Origin of the sequence: Lutimonas sp., assembly GCF_051011215.1 — a bacterium.
Lineage (GTDB): Bacteria > Bacteroidota > Bacteroidia > Flavobacteriales > Flavobacteriaceae > Lutimonas.
Window position 1 is genome coordinate 1 of the sequence record NZ_JBPCUJ010000066.1, and the last position, 9,566, is coordinate 9,566.

Below are 9,566 nucleotides of genomic sequence, written 5' to 3' on the forward strand. Positions count from 1 at the left end.
GGAGGAGAATCAAATGTGGCGGTTTCACTTGCTAATTATGGAGTCTCAGTAGACTTTGTAACGAGGTTGCCAAAAAATGATATTGGTGAATGTGCCATGATGGAGATGCGTAAGCGCGGAGTAAGTGTTGATAAAATTGTATATGGAGGTGATCGATTGGGAATCTATTTCTTAGAAACGGGTGCCGTTTCGAGAGGATCCAAAGTAGTCTATGACAGAGCACATTCGGCCATCGCAGAGATCGAATCAGGTATGATCGATTGGGCTGAGGTGTTTGAAGGTGTTGAATGGTTTCATTGGACGGGAATTACACCAGCCATTTCTCAGGGAGCTGCAGATGTTTGTTTAGAAGCAGTAAAAGCAGCAAGTGACTTAGGTATTACCATTTCTACGGATTTAAACTACCGTGCCAAGCTATGGAAATATGGAGGTGACAGAGAGGCTATTATGACAGAGTTAACTTCTTATTGCGATATCATTTTAGGAAATGAAGAGGATGCAGAAATGCATTTTGGAATCAAACCTGAAGGACTTGATATTACAACACAAGGTCATGATGTAAAAGCCGAGGCTTTCTTGTCAGTATGCCAGCAAATGATGGAGAAGTTTCCTAAAGCTAAAAAAGTAATTACAACGTTAAGAGGATCTATATCGGCTTCACATAACACCTGGGCCGGAGTACTCTATGACGGAAAGAAAATGTTTGAAACACGACAGTATCAGATTACGGATATCGTGGATCGTGTAGGTGGTGGAGATTCATTTATGGGAGGATTGATCTATGGTTTATTGACCTATCCTGAAGACGATCAAAATGCATTGGATTTTGCAGTAGCAGCGTCCTGTTTAAAGCACACCATCAAAGGAGATGCAAACCTGGTAACGGTGGCCGAAGTTGAAAAATTAATGGGCGGTGATGCCTCTGGACGTGTTGCCAGATAAATTATTGATATGGCAAAATATACAAGATTAGAAGTAGCTCAGGTGATGAAAGAAACTGGCTTAGTGCCTTTGTTTTATCATCCAGATCTGGAAATAAGTAAGCAAGTTGTAAAGGCATGTTATGATGGGGGAGCTCGTTTATTAGAGTTCACTGCAAGAGGTGATTTTGCACACGAGGTATTTGGTGAATTGGTAAAATATGTCAATAAAGAATTACCGGGAATGGTGATGGGAGTAGGCTCAGTAACAGATGCTGCAGCGGCTTCAAGATTTATGTCTTTGGGTGCCAATTTTATTGTGACCCCAGTATTGAGAGAAGATATTGCCATTGCCTGCAACAGGAGAAAAGTACTCTGGTCTCCGGGCTGTGGTACCTTAACGGAAATTGCCAGAGCTGAAGAATTAGGCTGTGAAATTGTCAAACTTTTTCCTGGCGATATTTATGGGCCGAATTTCGTGAAGGGGATCAAAGGTCCTCAGCCCTGGACTTCGATCATGCCAACAGGTGGTGTTTCTCCGACCAAGGAAAATCTAAAAGCCTGGTTTGATGCAGGGGTAACCTGTGTGGGCATGGGTTCTAAGCTTATTAAAAAAGATTCACAAGGAAATTTTGACCTTAAAGAGATTCAAAAATTGATAGCAGGATCTATCAAAATAATTGAAGAGGTCAAATGATTGCCTAAATAGATAAATCAGTTATTACAAATGCCAACGTGTTTGTGGTAGCTGATTATTATTTACATCAAATATAATTTATTGATCAGCATGCCTGATACCAGAACTTCATCAAAAAAACACTCTTTTTTGAGCAGGATAATTGCTCTGATTCTTGGTTTTGGACCAGGGATATTCGCCATTGGTTACACAATTGGCACAGGCAGTGTTACTTCGATGATCGTAGCTGGAAGCAGGTTTAATATGCAGTTGCTGTGGGTGTTGATGTTAAGTTGTATTTTTTCAGGACTCTTAATGTTTGTTTATGGAAATTATGCCTTGATAACAGGAGAAACGGCTCTATTTAGTTTTAAAAAATACATAAAAGGCGGTAAAATTATTGCCATTCTAATCATCATTGGAGTCAGTTTTGGTCAATGGAATAGTTTAATGGGAATCTTAGGAATTTCTTCCAATATTATATTTGAGTTGATCAACCTTTATGTTCCCTCAATTGGAGCTTATAAATATGCTTCGGTCATTATCATTTCCGTTTTGATTATTGGAATCATGTATGCTCTGTTATGGGTAGGAAAATATACTTTTTTTGAAAAAATACTGGTCATATTTGTGAGTATAATGGGGCTTTCTTTTCTAGTCTCTTTATTCCTGGTATATCCTCAACCAAAAGAAGTAATTGAAGGTATGATTCCTTCAATTCCTCAAGTACCAGGTGGAAAATTAATGGTAGCTGCTTTTGTAGGCACCACCATGGCTGCTGCTACCTTTTTATCGAGACCACTTTTTGTACAAGGAAAAGGATGGGGGATCAAACAACTGGATCAACAGAAAAAAGATGCTATCATAGCTGCTATTTTGGTTTTTGCTATTAGTGGTGCGGTTATGGCAGTTGCTTCAGGAGCTCTGTATCATCAGGGTAAAACTGTGACTCAGGTCTTAGATATGGCAAATACGCTTGAACCGATTGCCGGAAAATTTGCCACAACCTTGTTTTTCTTTGGAACCTTGAGTGCAGGCCTTTCTTCTATTTTTCCTTGCCTGTTGATTGCTCCTTTGTTATTAGCGGATTACCAATCTGGTAAGCTCGATACAAACTCAACCCAATTCAGGATTATTACCGGAATAGCCTGTTTGGTAGCTTTAATTTCTCCGGTATTGGGAGCGAATCCAATCGAAATTCAGATTTTATCACAGGTTTTTAATGTGTTTGTTTTACCCTTGGTCATCTTGGGGATTATTATTTTAGTCAACAACAGAACCTTGATGAAAACCTATAAAACGGGTGTCGGGGTTAACATAGGTTTGGTCGTTGCTTTATTATTTTCCTGTATCATTTCCTATAATGGTATTCTAGGTCTGCAGGTTTATTTTAATTAAAATATTAAAAATGAAAAAATATACATTCCTTTTTTTATGCTTGATTTTTATATTTTCAAGCTTAACCCCTACTAATGACAAACAAAAGTTAGTAACAAATAACAAAGAATTGCATGAGGCCATTGCCAATGCAAAACCAGGAGATGAGATTATTTTAAAAAATGGTATTTGGAAGGATGTTCAAATAAAATTTCGAGGAAAAGGAACCGAAAGTGCTCCTATTTCATTGAAAGCAGAGACTCCCGGAAAAGTTTTTTTGGAAGGGCAATCTGATTTGAAATTTGGGGGGGATTATCTAATTGCAAGTGGCTTGTTTTTTAGAAACGGTCAAACCCCATCAAATGTTGTTGTTGAATTCAGAACCCATCAGGATACAGTAGCGAATCATTGCAGTTTAACCAACTCGGTGATACTTGAATATAACCAGTTAAAAAGAGATCGGGCTGATCGCTGGGTTGAGTTTCACGGTCGGCATAATACCTTAGATCATTGCTATATTGCCGGAAAGTCGAATCGTGGACCAACGATACGGGTAGATATCGAAGGAAACAGGAGTATTAGAAACTACCATCAGATAACGAATAATCATTTTGGGCCAAGACCTCCTAAAGGTGGCCCAAGCGGGGAAACCATTCAGTTAGGAAATAGTTTTACTTCGATGTCACCCAGTAATACCTTAGTAGCCAATAATTTGTTTGAAAGATGCGATGGTGAAGTAGAAGTCATATCCAGTAAAACGAATTTCAATGAATTTAGAAACAATGTTTTTTACAAGTCTGAAGGTTCTTTGGTTATGAGGCACGGTAATTACTGTATCATTGATGGTAATTATTTTATTGGAGATGAAAACTCAGAGCAGATGGGTGGAATCAGAATTATAAATACAGGTCATTGGGTCGTTAATAATTACTTCTATAATTTAAAAGGAAGTAGTTTTCGGAGCCCTCTGGCTGTTATGAATGGAATTCCAAAATCACCATTAAACAGATATAACCAGGTAACAGATGTTGTCGTTGCTTTTAATACCTATGTTAATTGCTCATCTCCATGGCAGTTTGGAGTAGGAACCAATATAAGTCAAAAGGATGTTCTACCTGCTTCAGAAATCAGGTCAGCCAGGGCCAAAAGAACTCTTGTTGCTAATAATCTTATCTATAATGAAAACGGAGATTCAAGTCCGATTGTGGCCCACGATTCAATTGATGGAGTACTGTTTAAGAGTAACCTGATCAACAATCAAGGTGTTTCATTTAAAGAGAATTCAGGTCTTAGCTCGGATGATTTTCCTATTACAAAGATAAGTGATGTTGTCTTTATGCCGGATCTTGAGTCTGAGGAAATAAGTTTGTATCCTGGATTTGAATTTGAGAAAATCACAAAGGATATTTTCGGGGCTTCGAGATTAGATTCTAACAAAGCAGGAGCTATGGTATCTTCACCAGAGAAAGAGCTTGATTTCCTGAATAAGTCAAAATACGGAACAACTTTTTATTCGAATGAAGGATTCGAAAAGAAAGCGAGAATTATCCAGGTTAAAAAAGGGAAAGGAGCCATTGCAAAAGCGTTGAAGTCTGCGGATGATGGAGATGTTTTGGTATTAAGTTCGGGAACATACAACCTAGCTGTATCTTTGATTATCGACAAAAAAATCACTATAAAATCCAGTAACAAAGAAACTAAACCAGTACTTAAATTTAAGGGAGGAGAAGACATAGCATTGTTTGAGATGCATCCAAAAGGAGATTTAGAATTAATCGGTCTACGTTTGGAAGGATCTGGCTCTCAAATGGCCTTTGCTTCCTTAAAAGAGAACATGTCCAGCCTCTATAATATTCACGCGGATGGTTTAGAGGTAAATGATTTTAAATACATTCTCAAGGCCTATAAAGAATCCTTCTCTGATCAGATCGTATTTAGTAATTCTCATTTTTCAGATTGTAGTTTTGGAATTGAGTTGGCAGAAGAAACAAACGATAAGGGAGATTACAATGTTGAAAATCTTTTAGTTGATGGCTGTGAGTTTAGGAATATTCAAGGAAGTCCTATTGATTACTATCGCGGTGGCTATGATGAGTCGACCATTGGGGGAAATTTATCTCTAAAGAATAGTTCATTTAATAATTGCGGTTCTAAGGTGAAAAATGAGGTGCTAATCAGTACCTATGGAATTGTGAACGTCGATATTTCGAATAATACGTTTACAAACAATCCGGTAAAATATGCTGCCTTTTTATGGGGAGCCAAAAACAATTCTCATTCAGGCAATACACTTGAAAATTCAGGAGAGATTAAAGTAGAAGAGAATCTAAAATTGAGGTTGCTTTATTAGACGAAACTTCTTTAGGATTCGATATAGGCATCATAGGCAAGGATTTTATCTTCTAACCTTTGTTCCAAATAGTGATTGGCATCTTTTAACTGCATCAAAATCATTCGGGCCGCTACCTGATAGGCGATACGTTTATTTTTATCCCAATGAGCAGGAGGTTCCTGCATATTGGTTATTCGATCAGCAAGTTTTACCGCCCATACTTCTTTTGGTTGCAATCGGATTCGCGCCAGGCTATCAGGAATTCGCTCTTCAGGATTTAGATCAGGATTTTTAGAAAGGGCCAATACGGCATCAGCAATTTGAAATCCAAAAACTGATTTGATTTCCTCAAAGCTTGTGGGAGTGTCTTCTATGACATCATGCAATAAAGCAACCTGAACCGCAAAATTTACATCAAAATCATGACGGTGTTGACTTGCTAAAAGTATTTCCATCGCCACATTCGACAAATGCACCAGATAACTGGATTCACTCCCTGTAATTTTTTGGTTGGCATGCTTTTCACCGGCAAAATTGATGGCTTTTTGATAAAGGGACTGTAAATCCATACGTTAAATTTGGGTTTAGTTAAAGATACCGTTTTTTGTAAACTCATAGAATTAGTAGCCGTGGTTTTGAACTAAAGGCTTTTACAGATATCTTTGGCCACTTAAAAATAGAAAAAAATGAAACTTTTTAAAGAATTTAAAGACTTTGCTGTCAAAGGAAACATGATGGATATGGCCATTGGTATCATTATTGGGGCTGCGTTTAATAAGGTGATCGATGTGTTGGTCAAAAAGGTAATGCTACCCCCTTTATCCTTGCTGTCTGGTAATACCAACCTTGCCGACAAAAAATTAGTTTTAAAGGATGCTATTGTCGGAGCTGATGGGGTCGAAACAAAAGCAGAAGTGGCTATTGGTTATGGAGCATTACTTGAAGCAGGCATAGATTTCTTCATCATTGGGTTCACCATTTTTATTGTGGTGAAATTCATGAATCGACTTATTAAGAAGGCTGAGGACACTAAGGATGCTACCGTCGTTACGCCAAAAAACATTGAATTATTGAGTAAACTTACCGATTTGATGGAAGAACAGAATAAGATTTTGGAGACTAAGAGTTAAGGCGGCAGTGAGAGACGAAATTGAAGGTCGAATATCGAATGTCGAACAAGGAATTTTGAAGTATTCACTAAGAAGCTTCATTGAATCTACAATTTCATGAAGTTCAGAGTGAAGCCTGCCTGCTTCAGGCGGGTGAGATGTAAGAAGTCGGAATGTACATTTGAGTAAGGAAACTTCGACATTGGACGTTCCTTTTTCGATATTCAGAATTCAAAAAAATCAATCTTAATAAACGGCACTTCCTTTGCGATTTGCAGTTAAATCAAAACGCTTATAAAGCTCCATCACATTCTCAACGCCATCAAGGGCGCACAGATAATCTATAGTGGCACAAAGCCCTTTAAACATCATTTCCTGGTCAATAACTGCTGCTGGTTTGAGCAGTTGGTTTCTGGAATTTAAGGAATAACCACAAGCCTTTAAAAATACCGCTTCTAAATAAAGTAATTCACTGGGTAAATAGCCATTGATCCTTTTGCCTAAGACTTCGTTCAAACGGCCGAGATAATTTAGTTTCACAGAACCGTGAGTATCTGTAAAATGCTTCCAGGCATCAATATTGTCGCAGATATTTCCAACTGCGCAATGACAACAATTTTCGGGATTGAGTTCCTCATTATAATAGGCGGTGTACAATTTGTTGAGTGCAATATCTAATCTCTGGCTTAACATCTTGGTATATATTTAAAAGATGCTTTAAGATACTAAAAATTAGCTAAATAATTTTGAGATGTTTGAAATCAGAAAATAATTTATTTAACGGTTTTTAAATTAAAGTATTTTTTAGACAGATTGTAAAGTCGAATTCTTCTGTCTGCGCTAGATTTAACATTGGTAATCACGTTTTCCTTTGTTCCGAGTAAAGTTGCTATTTTGATATTGATATCGTTTATTTTTTGAACTTTAATACGTTCATTATGGGCCGGACTATACTGTTGTTTCTCAACTATTTTTAATATTTCAGAAGAAGGAACTTCCTTGTTTTTTAATAGTAATTTTAATATGGCCATTGATTCAGGTTCAATTTCGCTGAATTTATTTTTGTATTTGATTCCATTGTCGAGCAATTGTAATTTGTTCATTTTGATGAGCCTTTGCTTAGAGATTAAGAACATCAAAATAATAAACGACAAAACGACAGTGTATAAAAGTATGCGTGTAAACCAATACGAAGTGTTTTTGTAAAATTTTTCTTCCTTTTCAATGGTCCCAAAGAAACTTTCTTCATCGGTAATGGTAAGATAACTGCCAGTCTTATTAATGAGGACCATATAAAACTTGCCCTTAAAAAAGGTAACATGCCTCATACTATTTAACTGAGCTGTTAAAGGACTGTGCGAATAGGTAGTTTTAAGGTTGTTTTTTATATCAATTTGAATAAGATTGTTCCTGGTAATTAATAGCAACTTATTTTTGAATGCCACGGTTTTATGTGTCATATCTATAAAATCATGCCTGCCAAAAAGATTCCATGTATTCGTTGAAAAATCAAATGACCAGAGCTCAGTGTTTTTAAAGTTCTGTCTTCTGTTATTCTCATTGATATATTGACCATTAAAAACATAAAATCGCGAGGCGTCTTTGATCCAAAAGGAGCCATGAAGTCCTTTGGGAATTGTTGCAGATTCGATAGGATGGTATACCTCCCACTCATGTTGCATTTTGTCATAATAAGTAAAAAAATCCCGTACCGACCAAAAGCCATAGCCACCATATTTAAAGACGGTGTTATTATGCTTAAAAATACTGGCGCCATATTGCATCCCATGGTCATAGGAATTGTCAATTCTTTTAATCGTATCATTTTGAATCGTAAAGACCATACCGCCCTGACCTTGCACAAAATAGACGAAGTTTTCAAATCTTAGTGGATAGTAGGAGAGCGGAATCAAGGCCTTTTCAGATTCATTTTCGAATTGTAATGTAATTGTTTTTTTTTCAAAACTTTCTAAGTCAATTGTCACCATTTTATCTGCATAATACAGCTCAAAAGTATGGTTGAGAGTATCTAGAGATGAATTTAGACAACCCCTTAAATCCCCTATGTTTATTTTTTGAGAATAAGTGTTAAGGCCAATAAATACAAGTAAAAAAAATAATCTCATTATTATGCGAGTATATAATTAACTCAAATATACGGTTTAATTTTACCAAAGATAAGAATCAAGTGTACATTCACTATTCCCCCGAGTTTTTAACTTGATTTTTTAGGATATTAAATTTTGAATATACATCGATTTACGGGTAGCCGTATAATTATTTCTTAAGAAGAATTTACTTTTACTGAGTATTAAGATTCGATAGATTTAAAAGATGGATCAAGAAGGTAAATTTTTAAATTGAATTGAATGAAAGATTTTTTTGTAATGATTCAATCTCTGCTAGAGAACAATATTAGTTTAGAACAAAAGCAATCTGTGTTTGATGATTTTTTGATCATGAAAAATGAGTGTATGTATGTGATTGATTTTAATGAAAATCAATTGTTGCATAAGAAAGGCTTTCAAAATCTCTTAGGATATTCTGACGAGGAGATGTCACTTCCTTTACTCTTAGATACCTATCACCCGGATGATGAAGAAACTATTTCAAAAGTAATTAGAGAATCAATACTTCATACCATTAAAGATCCTTCTCATAGCAAAGGCAATTCCTTATACCTAAAATACCGTCGAAAAAAAGAATGGTGATTACGTTACGGTCATGAGCCAATCGTATATCTATGATTTAGATACAGTAGGCAACCGAATGAAATCAGTTACCAAATTGACAGACGTTACTTTTGCGCACGATTTTACAAACGTCAGTTTTTCCTTTAAGGCAGAAGGCCTAGATAAAGATGCTTTCAATAAAAATATATACCAGGCATATCACAATTACTTTACGAAAAGGGAGCATGAAATTATTGCAGAGCTATGCGCTGGATTAACAAGTAATGAGATAGGCGATAAATTATATATCAGCCAACATACCGTGGCGACACACAGAAAAAATATATTAAGAAAATCAGCTTGCCATAATATAGAAGAACTATCAGATTTTTGCGAGGCTCATGGTATTCTGAAGACTAAAAAATCAAATGAATAGATAATTAATGCTTTCAGTTAAAAATACCTTACACGGGGTATTGT

The 9,566-nt window shown here is 36.3% G+C and carries 10 protein-coding genes; 7 read left to right on the plus strand and 3 right to left on the minus strand.

Annotated features, from left to right (window positions below; translation table 11 throughout):
- The 4 genes from ACR2MV_RS06550 to ACR2MV_RS06565 all read left to right on the plus strand — a co-directional run.
- A partial coding sequence (locus ACR2MV_RS06550; RefSeq protein WP_434021105.1) for a PfkB family carbohydrate kinase occupies positions 1–942 on the plus strand: 942 nt, incomplete at its 5' end.
- 9 nt (positions 943–951) lie between these two features.
- Positions 952–1,617, plus strand: coding sequence for a bifunctional 4-hydroxy-2-oxoglutarate aldolase/2-dehydro-3-deoxy-phosphogluconate aldolase (locus ACR2MV_RS06555; RefSeq protein WP_434021106.1), 666 nt, complete (start codon positions 952–954; stop codon positions 1,615–1,617).
- 129 nt (positions 1,618–1,746) lie between these two features.
- A complete protein-coding gene (locus ACR2MV_RS06560; protein ID WP_434021107.1) occupies positions 1,747–2,994 on the plus strand; it encodes an NRAMP family divalent metal transporter in 1,248 nt (415 codons plus the stop codon).
- A gap of 10 nt (positions 2,995–3,004) precedes the next feature.
- Positions 3,005–5,323: a chondroitinase-B domain-containing protein gene (locus tag ACR2MV_RS06565; RefSeq protein WP_434021108.1), complete on the plus strand. Its 2,319-nt coding sequence runs from the start codon at positions 3,005–3,007 to the stop codon at positions 5,321–5,323.
- A gap of 11 nt (positions 5,324–5,334) precedes the next feature.
- Here the strand turns inward: ACR2MV_RS06565 and ACR2MV_RS06570 are convergent, their stop codons facing one another.
- The gene (locus tag ACR2MV_RS06570) at positions 5,335–5,874 is read right to left on the minus strand and encodes an HD domain-containing protein (protein WP_434021109.1); all 540 of its coding nucleotides are present in this window, start codon (positions 5,872–5,874) and stop codon (positions 5,335–5,337) included.
- A gap of 117 nt (positions 5,875–5,991) precedes the next feature.
- Between ACR2MV_RS06570 and mscL the strand changes: the two genes are divergently transcribed.
- On the plus strand, positions 5,992–6,435 hold the full coding sequence (mscL, locus tag ACR2MV_RS06575; RefSeq protein WP_434021110.1) for a large conductance mechanosensitive channel protein MscL: 444 nt from the start codon (positions 5,992–5,994) through the stop codon (positions 6,433–6,435).
- Positions 6,436–6,660: 225 nt separating this feature from the next.
- Here mscL and ACR2MV_RS06580 read toward each other — a convergent pair whose 3' ends face one another.
- The gene (locus ACR2MV_RS06580) at positions 6,661–7,107 is read right to left on the minus strand and encodes a Na(+)-translocating NADH-quinone reductase subunit F (RefSeq protein WP_434021111.1); all 447 of its coding nucleotides are present in this window, start codon (positions 7,105–7,107) and stop codon (positions 6,661–6,663) included.
- 80 nt (positions 7,108–7,187) lie between these two features.
- Positions 7,188–8,402 carry a hypothetical protein gene (locus ACR2MV_RS06585; protein WP_434021112.1) on the minus strand — a complete coding sequence of 405 codons (1,215 nt, stop codon included), beginning with the start codon at positions 8,400–8,402 and terminating at the stop codon, positions 7,188–7,190.
- A gap of 381 nt (positions 8,403–8,783) precedes the next feature.
- Between ACR2MV_RS06585 and ACR2MV_RS06590 the strand changes: the two genes are divergently transcribed.
- Positions 8,784–9,125, plus strand: a complete 342-nt coding sequence (locus ACR2MV_RS06590) for a hypothetical protein (RefSeq protein ID WP_434021113.1) — start codon at positions 8,784–8,786, stop codon at positions 9,123–9,125.
- A gap of 13 nt (positions 9,126–9,138) precedes the next feature.
- A complete protein-coding gene (locus ACR2MV_RS06595; RefSeq protein ID WP_434021114.1) occupies positions 9,139–9,522 on the plus strand; it encodes a response regulator transcription factor in 384 nt (127 codons plus the stop codon).
- Positions 9,523–9,566: the final 44 nt, after the last annotated feature.

Coding starts and splice junctions, on each gene's coding strand:
- ACR2MV_RS06595 (WP_434021114.1), top strand. CDS start 9,139: ATGAGCCAATCGTATATCTATGATTTAGATACAGTAGGCAACCGAATG.
- ACR2MV_RS06590 (WP_434021113.1), top strand. CDS start 8,784: ATGAAAGATTTTTTTGTAATGATTCAATCTCTGCTAGAGAACAATATT.
- ACR2MV_RS06570 (WP_434021109.1), bottom strand. CDS start 5,874: ATGGATTTACAGTCCCTTTATCAAAAAGCCATCAATTTTGCCGGTGAA.
- mscL (WP_434021110.1), top strand. CDS start 5,992: ATGAAACTTTTTAAAGAATTTAAAGACTTTGCTGTCAAAGGAAACATG.
- ACR2MV_RS06585 (WP_434021112.1), bottom strand. CDS start 8,402: ATGGTGACAATTGACTTAGAAAGTTTTGAAAAAAAAACAATTACATTA.
- ACR2MV_RS06555 (WP_434021106.1), top strand. CDS start 952: ATGGCAAAATATACAAGATTAGAAGTAGCTCAGGTGATGAAAGAAACT.
- ACR2MV_RS06580 (WP_434021111.1), bottom strand. CDS start 7,107: ATGTTAAGCCAGAGATTAGATATTGCACTCAACAAATTGTACACCGCC.
- ACR2MV_RS06565 (WP_434021108.1), top strand. CDS start 3,005: ATGAAAAAATATACATTCCTTTTTTTATGCTTGATTTTTATATTTTCA.